This is a genomic window from Streptosporangium sp. H16 (genome assembly GCF_051918855.1).
GTDB lineage: Bacteria > Actinomycetota > Actinomycetes > Streptosporangiales > Streptosporangiaceae > Streptosporangium.
On sequence record NZ_JBPXMD010000006.1, the window covers coordinates 132,323 to 145,002 of the forward strand.

The 12,680-nt window shown below is 70.3% G+C and carries 14 protein-coding genes; 3 read left to right on the forward strand and 11 right to left on the reverse strand.

What is annotated here, in order from left to right:
- Nucleotides 1–263: 263 nt before the first annotated feature.
- From glmM to rplM, 3 genes are all read right to left on the reverse strand, one after another.
- Complete coding sequence (glmM, locus tag ACTOQ2_RS12345; RefSeq protein ID WP_440070963.1) at nucleotides 264–1,619, reverse strand: phosphoglucosamine mutase; 1,356 nt, start codon at nucleotides 1,617–1,619, stop codon at nucleotides 264–266.
- Nucleotides 1,620–1,622: 3 nt separating this feature from the next.
- The gene (gene rpsI, locus ACTOQ2_RS12350) at nucleotides 1,623–2,144 is read right to left on the reverse strand and encodes a 30S ribosomal protein S9 (RefSeq protein WP_440070962.1); all 522 of its coding nucleotides are present in this window, start codon (nucleotides 2,142–2,144) and stop codon (nucleotides 1,623–1,625) included.
- 69 nt (nucleotides 2,145–2,213) lie between these two features.
- Complete coding sequence (gene rplM, locus ACTOQ2_RS12355; RefSeq protein WP_344746717.1) at nucleotides 2,214–2,657, reverse strand: 50S ribosomal protein L13; 444 nt, start codon at nucleotides 2,655–2,657, stop codon at nucleotides 2,214–2,216.
- A 529-nt stretch (nucleotides 2,658–3,186) separates the two neighbouring features.
- On the opposite strand from rplM, the gene ACTOQ2_RS12360 reads away from it, so the two are divergent.
- From ACTOQ2_RS12360 to ACTOQ2_RS12370, 3 genes are all read left to right on the forward strand, one after another.
- Nucleotides 3,187–3,888, forward strand: coding sequence for a CAP domain-containing protein (locus ACTOQ2_RS12360; RefSeq protein WP_440099763.1), 702 nt, complete (start codon nucleotides 3,187–3,189; stop codon nucleotides 3,886–3,888).
- A 35-nt stretch (nucleotides 3,889–3,923) separates the two neighbouring features.
- Nucleotides 3,924–4,862, forward strand: coding sequence for a hypothetical protein (locus ACTOQ2_RS12365; RefSeq protein WP_440099764.1), 939 nt, complete (start codon nucleotides 3,924–3,926; stop codon nucleotides 4,860–4,862).
- Between the two features lie 94 nt (nucleotides 4,863–4,956).
- Entirely contained in the window at nucleotides 4,957–7,518 is a 2,562-nt protein-coding gene (locus ACTOQ2_RS12370; protein ID WP_440099765.1) for a hypothetical protein, read from the forward strand.
- On the opposite strand, the gene truA is transcribed toward ACTOQ2_RS12370, so the two are convergent.
- The 8 genes from truA to infA all read right to left on the reverse strand — a co-directional run bounded on the left by truA (nucleotide 7,508) and on the right by infA (nucleotide 12,475).
- Complete coding sequence (gene truA, locus ACTOQ2_RS12375) at nucleotides 7,508–8,395, reverse strand: tRNA pseudouridine(38-40) synthase TruA (protein WP_440099766.1); 888 nt, start codon at nucleotides 8,393–8,395, stop codon at nucleotides 7,508–7,510. The two genes, ACTOQ2_RS12370 and truA, sit on opposite strands and share 11 nt — an antisense overlap.
- 170 nt (nucleotides 8,396–8,565) lie before the next feature.
- A complete protein-coding gene (rplQ, locus tag ACTOQ2_RS12380; RefSeq protein WP_440099767.1) occupies nucleotides 8,566–9,129 on the reverse strand; it encodes a 50S ribosomal protein L17 in 564 nt (187 codons plus the stop codon).
- 178 nt (nucleotides 9,130–9,307) lie between these two features.
- The gene (locus tag ACTOQ2_RS12385; RefSeq protein ID WP_089210160.1) at nucleotides 9,308–10,324 is read right to left on the reverse strand and encodes a DNA-directed RNA polymerase subunit alpha; all 1,017 of its coding nucleotides are present in this window, start codon (nucleotides 10,322–10,324) and stop codon (nucleotides 9,308–9,310) included.
- Nucleotides 10,325–10,425: 101 nt separating this feature from the next.
- The gene (gene rpsD, locus ACTOQ2_RS12390; RefSeq protein WP_030912875.1) at nucleotides 10,426–11,052 is read right to left on the reverse strand and encodes a 30S ribosomal protein S4; all 627 of its coding nucleotides are present in this window, start codon (nucleotides 11,050–11,052) and stop codon (nucleotides 10,426–10,428) included.
- Between the two features lie 20 nt (nucleotides 11,053–11,072).
- Nucleotides 11,073–11,477, reverse strand: coding sequence for a 30S ribosomal protein S11 (gene rpsK, locus ACTOQ2_RS12395; RefSeq protein ID WP_012887860.1), 405 nt, complete (start codon nucleotides 11,475–11,477; stop codon nucleotides 11,073–11,075).
- 45 nt (nucleotides 11,478–11,522) lie between these two features.
- Entirely contained in the window at nucleotides 11,523–11,903 is a 381-nt protein-coding gene (gene rpsM, locus ACTOQ2_RS12400) for a 30S ribosomal protein S13 (RefSeq protein ID WP_362678418.1), read from the reverse strand.
- Nucleotides 11,904–12,114: 211 nt separating this feature from the next.
- Nucleotides 12,115–12,228: a 50S ribosomal protein L36 gene (rpmJ, locus tag ACTOQ2_RS12405; protein ID WP_003956441.1), complete on the reverse strand. Its 114-nt coding sequence runs from the start codon at nucleotides 12,226–12,228 to the stop codon at nucleotides 12,115–12,117.
- A gap of 25 nt (nucleotides 12,229–12,253) precedes the next feature.
- Nucleotides 12,254–12,475, reverse strand: coding sequence for a translation initiation factor IF-1 (gene infA / locus ACTOQ2_RS12410; RefSeq protein WP_012887858.1), 222 nt, complete (start codon nucleotides 12,473–12,475; stop codon nucleotides 12,254–12,256).
- Nucleotides 12,476–12,680: the final 205 nt, after the last annotated feature.

Sequence of the window (12,680 nt, forward strand, 5' to 3'; positions counted from 1 at the left end):
ATGAGAAGTGTGGCGTGGCGCCAGACAAGTTGGACACAACGGGTCACGAGAACGGGGCGCGTCGAGCGCGGCGGAACGGGTACCGCGCGAGCCGGGCGGTACCGGTTACGGAACCCTCGCGCAACGGCCGGTCACGGAGACCGGGGTGACCTACCGGACGCTGCGGACCGGACGCGAAGGCATACGTCGAAGCCGGGCGCCACAAAGGCCGGGTACAAGACGAAGCACGGCCCGCACCGGAGTGCGGGCCGTGCTTCGATCGTTCAGACGCAGGCCGTGCGGACGACGTCGGCCAGCCGGCCGGCCAGCTGCTCGGCCTGTTCCGCCGAGGCGGCCTCGACCATGACGCGGATCATCGGCTCGGTGCCACTGGGCCGGATCAGCACGCGCCCGGTCTCCCCCAGCTCCGACTCCGCGGCGCTGACCGCGGCGGCCAGCTCCGGAACCGAGGCCTTGGACCGGTCGACGTCCTTCACGTTGACCAGGACCTGCGGCAGACGGGTCATCACCGAGGCCAGCTCGGCCAGCGACTTCTTCTCCCGCGCCACGACCGCCAGCAGGTGCAGCGAGGTCAGCAGGCCGTCCCCGGTGGTGGCGTGGTCGAGCATCAGGACGTGGCCGGACTGCTCGCCGCCGAGGTTGTAACCGCCGGCCCTCATGGCCTCCAGGACGTAGCGGTCACCCACGGCGGTCTCGACGACGTCGACACCGGCGTTCTTGAGCGCGATCTTGAAGCCCAGGTTGGACATGACCGTGGCCACCACGGTGTCGCCGATCAGCTTGCCCTCGGCGTGCATGGCCATGGCCAGCACGGCCATGATCTGGTCGCCGTCGACGATCTCACCGGTGTGCGAGACGGCCAGGCAGCGGTCCGCGTCGCCGTCGTAGGCGATGCCCACGTCCGCGTTGCGGGAGACCACGATCTGCTGGAGCTTGTCCAGGTGGGTGGAGCCGACCCCCGCGTTGATGTTGAGACCGTCGGGGCGCGCCCCGATCGTCTCCACGGTGGCTCCGGCCCGCAGCAACGCCTCGGGAGCCACCATGTGGGCGGCGCCGTGGGCGCAGTCGAGGACCACGTTCAGGCCGTCGAGACGGCCGTTCACGGTCGACAGCACGTGGGACACGTAACGGTCGGCCTCACCGTACGCCTCGCGTACGCGGCCGACCGAGGCACCGACAGGACGCTCCCACTTCTCGCCGAGCCGCTGCTCGATCTCGTTCTCCACCGCGTCGGGCAGCTTGTAGCCGCCTCGGGTGAGGAACTTGATCCCGTTGTCGGGGGCGGGGTTGTGGGAGGCGGAGATCATCACGCCCATGTCGGCTCTGAGAGCCGTCGTCAGGTAAGCGACCGCCGGGGTGGGCAGCACGCCGAGCCGGAGAACGTCCACACCAGACGACGCGAGGCCGGCGACCACCGCGGCCTCCAGGAATTCTCCTGAAGCCCGAGGGTCCCGGCCCACGACGGCGACGGGACGGCCCCGCCGCCCGACGCTGGTATTGAACGCCCCGGCATCGCCGAGGACATGAGCCGCGGCCACGGACAGGTCCATGGCGAGCTCGGCCGTGAGGTCGCGTCCAGCGACCCCACGTACCCCGTCGGTGCCGAAAAGGCGCCCCAACGCTTAACGCTTGCTGTACTGCGGAGCCTTGCGGGCCTTCTTGAGGCCGTACTTCTTGCGCTCGGTGGCGCGGGCGTCACGGGTCAGGAAGCCGGCCTTCTTCAGCGGCGGGCGGTTGACCTCGACGTCCAGCGCGGTCAGCGCGCGGGAGAGACCCATGCGCAGGGCACCGGCCTGGCCGGTCACGCCGCCGCCGTTGATGCGGGCGATGACGTCGAACTGCTCCTCGGCACCGAGCACCACGAAGGGCTCGTTGACGATCTGCTGGTGCACCTTGTTCGGGAAGTAGTTCTCAAGCGTACGACCGTTGATCGTCCACTTGCCGGTGCCCGGCACGATGCGCACGCGGGCCACGGACTCCTTGCGGCGGCCCGTGCCGTACGAGTTGCCGGTGGTGATGGGCTTGCGGACGGCGACGTCGCCGCTGGCGGTGGACTCGGAGGTGTACTCGGAGGGGAACTCCTCCGCGGAGTACGCTTCCTGCTCGGCCTCGACGGCCGTCTCGACACCGGTGGACTCAGCCACGGTTCTCCTCTAACTTTCCTACTCGGCGTCGGCCATCGGCCAACGCTGCTGGCGACAAGCAGCTAGTGACTACTGGGCGATCTGGGTGAGCTCGAAAGACACCGGCTGCTGCGCCTGGTGCGGGTGCTCGGAACCGGCGTAGACCTTGAGCTTCTTGATCATCTTCCGGCCGAGGGCGTTCTTGGGCAGCATGCCCTTCACGGCCTTCTCGACGGCGCGGTCGGGACGCTTGTCCATGAGCTCGCCGTAGGTCATGGAGCGCAGACCGCCCGGGTAGCCCGAGTGGCGGTAGGCCTTCTTCTGCTCAAGCTTGTTACCGGTCAGCGCGACCTTGTCGGCGTTGATGACGATGACGAAGTCACCGGTGTCGACGTGGTTGGCGAAGGTCGGCTTGTGCTTACCGCGAAGCAGGATCGCGACGTGGCTGGCCAGCCGGCCAAGCACGATGTCGGTGGCGTCGATGATGTGCCACTGACGCTCGACTTCGGCAGGCTTGGGTGTGTACGTGCGCACGGTCGTATGCCTTCTTTGGTCGCGTCTTCGGCGCTGTCGGAGAGGACAGCAACATGGTCGGTAGGTGCGGGCACACGACAGCCCGGACCTTCCGTCTCCAGGAAAAGAGGAGATGACGCCGGACGCGCCGCGTATCGGTCTGCAAGAGGAGACCAATTCGCACACAACGAACTAGCAGGATACCGGCAAGGGAGAGTGCTTGCAAAACGACATGACTCTCCGCCGGTATCCCTGGCAGTCTACCCGCCCCCGGGCGGTGCCCGGGAACCGCCACGCGGGGCGAGGGGATCCGGCGGCCACCGCACGGGGTCGTCACCAGGGCTGGAACCCGGCGGCACGATCTCTCCCCGCACCCCCGGGGAAGGGCGCCGGACGGTGATCTCGGGGCCGCCGCGCCGGAACCTTCACGGAACGGTTCCAATATGTTCTCAGCATTCCCTTCTTCCTCACCGCAAACATCCCTATCTTTGATAGCGGTATGTGGCAGCTTCCTCACCCCGGGCATACCCAGCGAGCGCGCCTGCGTCGTATGGGGGTGTTCGCGTGCCTGCTGGCGGTTCTGCTGGTCGGCTTCATCATCGGCCGGGGCAGCCGTGACGAGAACGCCGCGGACCAGATCTACCTGAACGACACCGGGCCGGCGAGGCCCACACCCAGCGGCGCCCTGGCCGGGCAGGTCGAGCGCGCCCCGCTCGCCCGGGTCGCCCGCGCCGCCGTCGCCCCCACCGCCCCCCAGGACCGGCGCCCGCGTCCCACCCCGAGCACCGACGCGTCACCCGGCGGCTCCGGGAAGGACGGCCCCTCCCGATACCTGCTCAACGGCGACGGCGGCGACGGCGCCACCTCCGTCCTCGGCGCGATGGAGCGCGAGGTCGTCCGGCTCGTCAACGTCGAGCGCAGGCGGGCCGGGTGCGCGCCGCTCCGGATCGACAGGCGGCTGACCGCGTCGGCCAGGAGGCACTCGGCCGGGATGGCGGCCGCGGGAAGCCTCTCCCACAACTCCGCCGACGGCACGTCCCCCTGGGAGCGGATGGAGGCCACCGGCTACCGCGACGGCGGCGCGGAGAACATCGGGCGCGGCTACACCTCTCCCGACGAGGCGGTGCGCAGCTGGATGGGGACCAGCGGCCACCGGCGCAACATCCTCAACTGCGAGCTCATGGCCACCGGAGTCGGGGCCGTCCAGGGTCCCGACGGCCCCTGGTGGACCCAGGACTTCGGATACTCCTGAGCCAACCGGCTCCGATACCGGGCTACGCTCGGCGCATGGGTTTTCCCGTGGAGCCGCCGCGCCGCCCGCCTTACAACCGGCCTGACGCGTCGCCGCCCGCACAGGGCCAGCACTGGTTCGACGCCTCGCCGAACAACCGCGCCGCCGAGCCCCCCCAGCAGGCCTCCCGGCCCACCGGACCGCGGGAACGCCCCACGGAACCGCCCAGGGAACGACCTCGCCAGGAGATGTGGAGCCCGTACGACGAGGGGCCCCGCTCACGCCGCCCGATCTTCATCGCGGCCGGGGCGTTCGCCGCGCTGGTCGCCGCGGGCATCGGCCTGGCCGTGCTGGCCAACTCCGACCCCGACCCGGTGCCCGGCGCGACGGCCCCCACCGCCGAGGCCCCCCTGATACCGCCCGCCAACACCGCGGAGGGCAAGTTCGGCTTCGCCTCCTCCCGCGCCGGCGACCCGCACCTTCTCACCCTGAACGAGGTGTTCAAGCGCAAGAAGGTGAAGATCGGCGGGCAGACCTACCTGATGACCACGCGCAGGACCGACAAGAAGTGCGACAAGGCGGTGGTCGGGGAGAAGCTCCAGAAGGCCCTCATCGCGGCCAAGTGCAACCAGCTCCTGCGGGCCAGCTTCCGCGACGCCTCAGGGAAGATCATCGGCACCGTGGGAGTCGCCAACCTCAAGACGTCGGCGGGGGCGTCCAAGGTCGTCTCGGTCGGCTCCGGCAAGGAGCGGGAGGAATACCTCAAACCGCTCCCAGGTAAGGATAAGGTCACCAAACTTCTCGGCACCGGTGAGGCGTTCGTGGGCGAGTGGCGCCACGGGCACTACGCGGTGATGGTCTGGTTCCAGTACAAGGACGGCCACCTGCCGAAGAAGACCGAGGTCAAGAAGCTGAACCAGGCGGCCTTCGGCGCGGCGGACGCGACCGTCACCCCCGCCCTGGAGTCGCGATCACTGACCGGAAAACGCCCTTGACCATGGGGTCATACTGGCGTTTTGCGGCATGAATCCGGCAGACGATACGGCCATACCCGCATGACGATCTCCGGCTGTCGCTAGGCTGCGTCGTATGCGTGGCCAGGAATCCGGGTCCGAGCACCAACGTGAAGCCGAGGGTTCGGCAGCACCGGCGACGCCGCCGCCGAGTTTCGGCCAGCCCTCGCCCCACGTGCTGCGGACCGATCTCACAGGTGACGAGCAGCCCCACAGTCCTTCGGCGTGGCCGGAGGTGACCCCCGGGGCGGCTCAGCCATGGACGGTCCCCGGCGACGGGGCCCCCTACGACTGGTACGCCCAGCCGGAGGACGACCCGCCCGCCCCCTGGTCCGGCCCCTCGCACGCCGCGCCCCGGCCGGAGCCGCTCCCGTCTCCGGAGCCCTCCGGTCCCCCGCGGCCCGAGTTCTCCGCCGAGCCCTCCGATCCCGCCGGGCCCGGGTTCCCGCCCGGCCCCTCGGGGAGCGCCCGGCCGGATCTCCCCTCCGAGCTCTCAGGCCCGCGGCCCGAGCTCCCGGATCCGCGGCCCGGGTTCCCGCCCGCTCCCTCCGGCCCCGCCTGGTCGGAGTTCTCCCGGCCCGATCCGGCCCCTCCGGCGTGGATCAACTCCCCCACGCCCCCGGAGCCCTCCCCTCCCGCCTGGCCGGCCCCGCCGAACCCGGGCGACCCCTCGGGCCCGTCCTGGCCCGGCGCCCCCGCGTCGGACACGACCTCCCCCGCCTGGCCGCCCCCGCTCCCCGCCGAGGCCACCTCACCCGCCTGGCCCTCTCCCGCCGACCGCCCGTCCTCGCCCTGGCCCGGTGCCCCCGGATCCGCCGACGCCCTGGGCCCGTCCTGGCCCGGCGCCCCCGCGTCGGACGCCACCTCCCCCGCCTGGCCGCCCCCGCTCCGGGACGACTCCTCCTCCGCCTGGCCGACGGAACCGGCCGCCCCTTCGCGGCCCGGCGAGGCCGGCGAGGCCGGCGAGGCCGGCGAGGCCGAGCGCCACGAGCACGGGGGTTCCGCGCCGCGGAGCGACCAGCCGCTGTCCACCGCGCCCATCGTGCCGGGCGCGCCGCCCTGGCAGCCGCCGCCCGCCTTCACGGCCGCGGCCGCGGGCATGCAGGTCTGGCCCTCGTCCGGGCAGGAGGCCCCCTGGCCCGCCGCGACCGGCGAGCCGGTGTGGACCGACCCCGAGGAGAGCGCCGCCCGCCCGGGAGAGCCCGGCGACGTCGCCGTGTGGCCGCCGGACGCCACCCCCCATCAGGAGCCGGACGAGGGCGGCGACACCACGGTCGACGTCCGCGCCACCGGGCCCGCCGCGCCGGCGCACCCCGCGCCGGGGGACCTCCTGGAGGACGGCCACGGCCTCGCGCCCCGGCAGGACCCGCCCGCCCGGCAGGCTCCCGCGCAGCCCTCCGCCCCGCAGGTCTCCCCGCAGCAGAACCCCGCGGCCCCGCAGCTCTCTCCGCAACAGGCCCCCGCGCCCTCACCGGCCGGCCCGCCGGACGAGGCCCCTCCCGTCCTGTCCGGTCCCGCTCCGGCGGTTGTGCCCCCTGTGTCTCCCATGTCCGCACCCGTGGCGCAGCCCGTCACCCGGCCAGGCACACGACCGGGACCGGAGCCGGCCTCGCCGGTGCCCGCGCCTCCCCTCGACCAGGCCGCCCGCGACCGTACACCGTCCCAGGCCGCCGATCCCGGCCCGGAGGCGGCGCAGCCCTTCCCCTCCTCGGACCAGGCGACCCCGCCGGGCGGCATCCCCGTCGTCACCGGCGTCGCCCCGCCGTTCCCGGTCCTCCCGCCCCCGCCGGTGACCTCCGCGCCCGCGGGCGAGCCGACGGCGGTCCTCGGGACCGGCCCGGCGACGACGCGGGGGGCGTTCACCCCGCTCTCGGCGTTCACCCCCGAGCCACCGCCCCCCGCCCCCGCGCCGGCCCGCAGCAGGGCGAGTACGACGCTGATCGCGGCCGTGGTCGCGGTCGTGGTGGTCGGCATCGGCACCGGCGCCTTCTTCGCCTACCAGTCGTTCAGCGCCAAGCAGTCGGCGAACGCGACGGACCCGATTCCCAGCTCCGGAACCCTCGACCCCACCGACGACCTGGACATCACCGGCGAGCCCGAGCCGATCAACACCACGATGCTCAACTCCGAGAAGACCGACCCGGGCACGATGACCGTGGCCGCCGCCTTCGGCAAGAAGGTGTCCGTGGCCGGGACGACCTTCACCAGGGTCAAGACCGACGTCACCGAGCAGTGCCACAAGGCCGCGTCCGGCAAGTTCGCCGGCACCCTGCGCGACCAGGAGTGCCGCCGGGTGCTGCGGGCGACGTACGTGGACAGCAAGCGGCGATACGCCGTGACCACGGGGATCGCCGTGCTGCCCACCCGCGAGTCCGCGGTCGCGGCCGACAAGGCCAAGAATCTCGGCAGCAACCTCTGGTTCCGCGGCCTGCCCTCGGCCGCCGGCACGGGCGGCGAGCGGGTGCACATCGCGGGCGGCTACGCGGCCGGGATGGTGTGGGGCCGCTACATCGTGTTCAGCTACGCCACCTTCAGCGACGGGCACACACCGACCGCCAAGGAGAAGGGGCTGGGCAAGGTCAGCGGCGCCTTCCGCGACCAGACCGCGAAGGTCGTGGAGCGCCGCGTCACGAGCTGAGCGTCCGCACCCGGCGGGTCTCCGCGGCCCGCCGGGCGAGCTCCTCGGCGCCGGGATAGCGCACCTCCTCCAGGCAGAGCCCGTGCGCGGGCGCGACGTGCACCCCCGAGTCCCGTACGGCCCTCGCCAGCACCCCGCCCGGCCAGTCGACCGGGAGCCGCCCCTCACCGACGGGCAGCAGAGATCCGACGAGCGCCCGGACCATGGAGTGGCAGAACGCGTCGGCCGTCACCGTCGCGACGACGAGCCCGTCCTCGCGGGCCCAGTCGAGCCGCTGAAGCTCGCGGATCGTGGTCGCGCCCTCGCGTTTCTTGCAGAACGCGGCGAAGTCGTGCTCGCCGAGGAGGGCGGCGGCGGCCGCGTTCAGCCTGTCCACGTCGAGGGGCCTGTTGTACCAGACGACCTCGCGGCGCCGGAGCGGGTCGACCCCGCCCGGGGCATCGGAGATCCGGTAGGCGTACCGCCTCGACAGCGCCGAGAACCGCGCGTCGAAGCCCTCAGGAGCCGCCGTGACGAGACGCACACGCACATCGGGCGGCAGGACCCCGGCGAGTCTCCTGCGCATGGCAGAGAGCCTCTCGGCGAGCTCGGCCGCGGATCCCGGCTCCGGGCCCTCGCCCGCGCCCGCCCCCCGGCGGTCGCGGCCGTCCAGCGCGCCGAGCGCGCCGGGGTCCAGGTCGACGTGGGCCACCTGACCGCGGGCGTGCACGCCCGCGTCGGTCCGCCCGGCCACGGTCAGCGCCGGGGGCTCGGCGAGCCGCAGGATCCTGCCGAGCGCCTCCTCGATCTCCCCCTGGACCGTACGCCGCCCGGGCTGCTTGGCCCAGCCGGAGAAGTCGGTGCCGTCATAGGCGAGATCCAGCCTCAGCCGTACCACGATGGTTCCTTTCTGGAACTCTCACGGGCTCACGTGCTCACCTGGCCCCGGGCCTCCCGGGCATTCCCGGGAGAGCGTCCGGAGACCTTCCGGGAGACCGCCTGGAGAACGGAAAGGGCCCGGCGCCCCCCGCTGAGGAGGTGCCGGGCCCGTTCACGGGGCCTGAGAGATCAGGCGTTGTCCTTCTTGGCCTCGGTCTCCTCGGAGGGAGCCTCGGTCGTCTCCTCGGAGGCCTTCGTCTCCTCGGTGGTCTCGGCCTTGGCCTCGCCGGCCTCGCCGGCCTTGGTCTCCTCGACCTCGGCCTCCTTGGCCTCCTCCGCCTTGGGCGCGGTGGCCTTGGCGGCGGCCGGGGTCTGGCCGACCTTGACCGCGTTCAGCGGCTCGGACACCAGCTCGATCACGGCCATGGGGGCGGCGTCGCCCTTGCGGAGGCCGATCTTGGTGATCCGGGTGTAGCCACCGGGACGCTCGGCGAAGGTCGGGGCGATCTCGGTGAAGAGGTGGTGGACGACGCTCTTGTCCTTGACGATCGTCAGCACCTGGCGACGGTTGTGCATGTCGCCCTTCTTCGCCTTGGTGATCAGCTTCTCCGCCACCGGACGCAGACGCTTCGCCTTGGCCTCGGTGGTCTTGATCCGGCCGTGCTGGAACAGCTGGGTGGCGAGGTTCGCCAGGATCAGCCGCTCGTGGGCCGGGCTGCCGCCGAGACGGGCACCCTTGGTGGGCCTAGGCATAACGTTCTCCTTGGGAGTAAACCCGCCCCGGCCGTACGAGGTACCGGGGTCGGGCCGGGGGCCGGAGGGCCCCCGTCATCGTGAAACTCGGTGACACCTGAGGTGACGAGGGGTCACCCGGTGCCGCGGGACGTCCGCGAGACGCCGTGAGGCGTGACGCCGCGGGACGTCCCGGAACTCAGTACTGCTCGGTCTCGACGTAGGCGCTGTCGTCGTCGTCGTAGCCGCCGCCGGCCACCGCGCTCGGGTCGAACCCGGGCGGGGAGTCCTTGAGCGCGAGCGTCATCTCGTGCAGCTTCTGCTTGACCTCTTCGATGGACTTGGCACCGAAGTTCCTTATGTCGAGAAGGTCCTGCTCGCTGCGGGCCACGAGCTCGCCCACGGTGTGGATGCCCTCGCGCTTGAGGCAGTTGTAGGAGCGGACCGTGAGGTTCAGCTCCTCGATCGGCAGCGCCAGGTCGGCGGCGAGGGCCGCGTCCGTCGGCGACGGGCCGATGTCGATGCCCTCGGCCTCGACGTTCAGCTCGCGGGCGAGGCCGAACAGCTCGACGAGGGTCTTGCCGGCGGAGGCCACCGCGTCGCGGGGCTTCATGCACGGCTTGGTCTCGACGTCCAGGATCAGACGGTCGAAGTCGGTGCGCTGCTCGACTCGGGTCGCCTCGACCTTGTAGGTGACCTTGAGCACCGGCGAGTAGATGGAGTCGATCGGGATGCGGCCGATCTCCTGGCCCGGCTGCTTGTTCTGCGCGGCGGAGACGTAGCCGCGACCGCGCTCGACGGTCAGCTCCATCTCCAGCTTCGCCTTGCCGTTCAGGGTGGCGATGCGCAGCTCGGGGTTGTGCACCTCGACACCGGCCGGGGGCGCGATGTCGGCGGCGGTGACGTCACCGGGGCCCTGCTTGCGCAGGTACATCACCACGGGCTCGTCGTGCTCGGAGGAGACGACCAGGTCCTTGAGGTTCAGGATGATGTCGGTGACATCCTCCTTGACGCCCGGCACGGTGGTGAACTCGTGCAGCACACCCTCGATGCGGATGCTGGTCACGGCCGCGCCCGGGATGGACGACAGCAGCGTGCGGCGCAGCGAGTTGCCGATGGTGTAGCCGAAACCCGGCTCCAGCGGCTCGATGATGAACTTGGACCGGGTCTCCTCGAGGGACTCCTCAAGGAGGGAGGGACGCTGAGCGATCAGCATGGTGAGATCTCCCTTGCATGGCGGCGCCCGCTATTTGACGCCGCTCGAACAACAGCATAGGTGCCGTACGGCGGATCGCCGCACGGCACCTACAGGAGCCGCTACTTGGAGTAGAGCTCGACGATCAACTGCTCCTGGACCTGGGTGTCAATCTGCTGACGGACCGGGAGCTGGTGGACCAGGACGCGCAGCGCGTCCGGGACGACGCCCAGCCACGCCGGGTACGTCTTGTCACCGGCGGTGGCGCGGGCCACCTCGTAGGGCAGGAGGTTGCGCGACTTCTCGCGGACCTCGACGATGTCGTGCTCGCGCACGCGGTACGACGGGATGTCGACCTTCTTGCCGTTCACCAGGATGTGGCCGTGACGGACCTGCTGGCGGGCGGCGTCGCGCGACTCCGCGAAACCGGCGCGGTAGACCACGTTGTCGAGACGGCTCTCCAGGATCTGGAGGAGGTTCTCGCCGGTCTTGCCGGTCTTGCGGTTGGCTTCCTCGTAGTAGTTGTGGAACTGCTTCTCGAGGACGCCGTAGATGCGGCGGGTCTTCTGCTTCTCACGAAGCTGGAGCTGGTACTCAGACTCCTTGGGACGGCCGCGGCCGTGCTCACCCGGCGGGTAAGGACGGATCTCGATGGGGCACTTCGCGGACTCGCACTTCTTGCCCTTGAGGAAGAGCTTGGTCTTCTCCCTGCGGCAGAGCTTGCAGTCCGCACCCGTGTAACGAGCCATTTTCTATCTTCTCCTGGGCGTCAGACGCGACGGCGCTTGGGCGGACGGCAGCCGTTGTGCGGCACGGGGGTGACGTCCTGGATGGACCCGACCTCGAGGCCGGTCGCCTGCAGCGACCGGATCGCGGTCTCACGGCCGGAGCCGGGGCCCTTGACGAAGACATCGACCTTGCGCATGCCGTGCTCCATGGCGCGGCGGGCGGCGTTCTCCGCGGCCATCTGCGCCGCGAACGGGGTGGACTTACGAGAGCCCTTGAACCCGACGTGGCCGGCGCTGGCCCAGGAGATCACGTTCCCACTCGGGTCGGTGATCGAGACGATCGTGTTGTTGAACGTGCTCTTGATGTGGGCGTGCCCGTGAGCGACGTTCTTCTTTTCCTTGCGGCGCACCTTCTTGGGTGCACCCTGGCGGCTCTTAGGAGGCATTCTTTGCCTTCACTCCTGAGGTCTTCGGTCCTGCGGCTACGCGGACTACTTCTTACCGGGCTTCTTCTTGCCGGCCACGGTCTTCTTCTTGCCCTTACGGGTGCGTGCGTTGGTCTGCGTGCGCTGACCGTGCACGGGAAGGCCACGGCGGTGCCGAATGCCCTGGTAGCACTGAATCTCGATCTTGCGACGAATGTCGGCCTGAACTTCGCGACGGAGGTCACCCTCGATCTTGTAGTTCGCCTCGATGTAGTCGCGCAGCGGCACCAGCTCTTCGTCGGTCAGCTGGTGAACCCGCAGGTCGCCGTTGACGCCGGTGGCCTGAAGGGTTTCGAGCGCACGAGTGCGGCCGATTCCGAAAATGTAGGTGAGAGCGATCTCCAGCCGCTTGTCGCGGGGGAGGTCTACACCAACCAGGCGAGCCATGGTCGGGCATTCTCCTTCGTTATGGCGGAGGTCCTGCGCCTCACTTCCCCTCCCCATGCCCGGGGTGAGGGCCCCGGCCTCCGACCGGGGGTCTCCTGCGGGGTACGGCGCGAGCCGCCGGCGCAGGTGTGAGACACGATTACGTGAAAGCCCCACATGGATCGAGTCCGCCTCTTAGGAGCGGACTCTCACGGGGCCTTGTTTGGAGCGACTAACCCTGGCGCTGCTTGTGGCGCAGGTTGTCGCAGATCACCATGACGCGACCGTGCCGGCGAATCACCTTGCACTTGTCACAGATCTTCTTGACGCTCGGCTTGACCTTCATAGTCCTATTCGTCCCTCAGACGCGCTTACTTGTATCGGTAGACGATCCGCCCACGACTGAGGTCGTAGGGGCTCAGTTCGACGACAACCCTGTCGTCAGGAAGGATCCGGATGTAGTGCATCCGCATCCGCCCGCTGATGTGGGCCAGGACCTTATGGCCGTTGTCGAGTTGCACCCGGAACATCGCGTTCGGGAGCGACTCAACCACAGTGCCCTCGATCTCGATGGCGCCGTCTTTCTTGGCCATGTCCCTCGCGTTTCACTGATCGGTCGTCTGAGGCTTCGGAACACTAAGCAGCCGCGACCCAGCGCTTCGATGAGAGCGGCGGTTGCGACACCGCCGATGCGCAATGGTCATAGTGAACCGAAGAAGGAGTGTACGGCACCGGGCGAGGAAATGCGAAACACACGGCCGGTACCTTGACACAACCGCTACAAAGGATACCGCAGAT

What these genes read in the sequence shown, in the direction of transcription:
- ACTOQ2_RS12360 (WP_440099763.1), top strand. Translation starts at nt 3,187, where the DNA reads ATGGGGGTGTTCGCGTGCCTGCTGGCGGTTCTGCTGGTCGGCTTCATC.
- ACTOQ2_RS12365 (WP_440099764.1), top strand. Translation starts at nt 3,924, where the DNA reads ATGGGTTTTCCCGTGGAGCCGCCGCGCCGCCCGCCTTACAACCGGCCT.
- ACTOQ2_RS12370 (WP_440099765.1), top strand. Translation starts at nt 4,957, where the DNA reads ATGCGTGGCCAGGAATCCGGGTCCGAGCACCAACGTGAAGCCGAGGGT.
- rplQ (WP_440099767.1), bottom strand. Translation starts at nt 9,129, where the DNA reads ATGCCTAGGCCCACCAAGGGTGCCCGTCTCGGCGGCAGCCCGGCCCAC.
- ACTOQ2_RS12385 (WP_089210160.1), bottom strand. Translation starts at nt 10,324, where the DNA reads ATGCTGATCGCTCAGCGTCCCTCCCTCCTTGAGGAGTCCCTCGAGGAG.
- rpsD (WP_030912875.1), bottom strand. Translation starts at nt 11,052, where the DNA reads ATGGCTCGTTACACGGGTGCGGACTGCAAGCTCTGCCGCAGGGAGAAG.
- rpsK (WP_012887860.1), bottom strand. Translation starts at nt 11,477, where the DNA reads ATGCCTCCTAAGAGCCGCCAGGGTGCACCCAAGAAGGTGCGCCGCAAG.
- rpsM (WP_362678418.1), bottom strand. Translation starts at nt 11,903, where the DNA reads ATGGCTCGCCTGGTTGGTGTAGACCTCCCCCGCGACAAGCGGCTGGAG.
- rpmJ (WP_003956441.1), bottom strand. Translation starts at nt 12,228, where the DNA reads ATGAAGGTCAAGCCGAGCGTCAAGAAGATCTGTGACAAGTGCAAGGTG.
- infA (WP_012887858.1), bottom strand. Translation starts at nt 12,475, where the DNA reads ATGGCCAAGAAAGACGGCGCCATCGAGATCGAGGGCACTGTGGTTGAG.